We start from the raw sequence: 630 nt of genomic DNA on the forward strand, positions 1-630 counted from the left end.
GATGCGGTCGGCCACGAGTGTGAAGGACCTGACGACATTCGTTTAGAGGCGATGCATGCGCTTCCGGCGATCGCTAGAGACCAATTGCCAAAGGATGGCGACACGCAGTTCTACACCGTCCTCGTTCGTAACGAGAGGAGCCTTACCGTCTACACCGCGGCCCTGACGTTCGCGGGGATCTGGCTGGGTGAGGATGAGCCGCCGGTTGAGGAAGCCGATTGAGCCGATGGCAACTGCTTCTACTCTCGAAAGCCAGCGCGTTCGGCTTCAGCACGGAGACAGTCAAGAACCCGGTTGCGGGCCTGTGGGTCCGTGATCGCAGACCAAAGCCGAAGCACCATCACCGCCTCACCGGGGTCGCCCTCCGGCACAGCAGCCCAGAACTTGTCCAGGGGTATGTTGAGAGCGTCGGCAAGCTCTCGCAGACGGGTGGTTTGGTGCTCGGCCATGCTCAGATACTGCCAAGCTGACTGAAAGGTCCGTGCCTGAATGCAAAATTCAATCGCACGCGATCACGGCTTCGTTACCTCGTCGCTGTGGGTGAGCTTGCTAACCTAAGACCGATCTACCGGTCCCGCCGACCTCGTTCCTCGTCAGCCACCGCCTCCACCGCCGCGATCGCGTTCTCCA

Annotated in this window: 1 protein-coding gene; it reads left to right on the top strand. The window is 60.8% G+C overall.

All coding sequences use genetic code 11. The features are described 5' to 3' along the window. Positions 1-222, top strand: a 222-nt coding sequence (locus tag MKK64_RS03200) for a DUF6894 family protein (protein ID WP_243932211.1), incomplete at its 5' end; no start/stop codon positions are given. Positions 223-630: the final 408 nt, after the last annotated feature.

It is taken from the genome of Methylobacterium sp. E-025 (genome assembly GCF_022829705.1).
GTDB lineage: Bacteria > Pseudomonadota > Alphaproteobacteria > Rhizobiales > Beijerinckiaceae > Methylobacterium.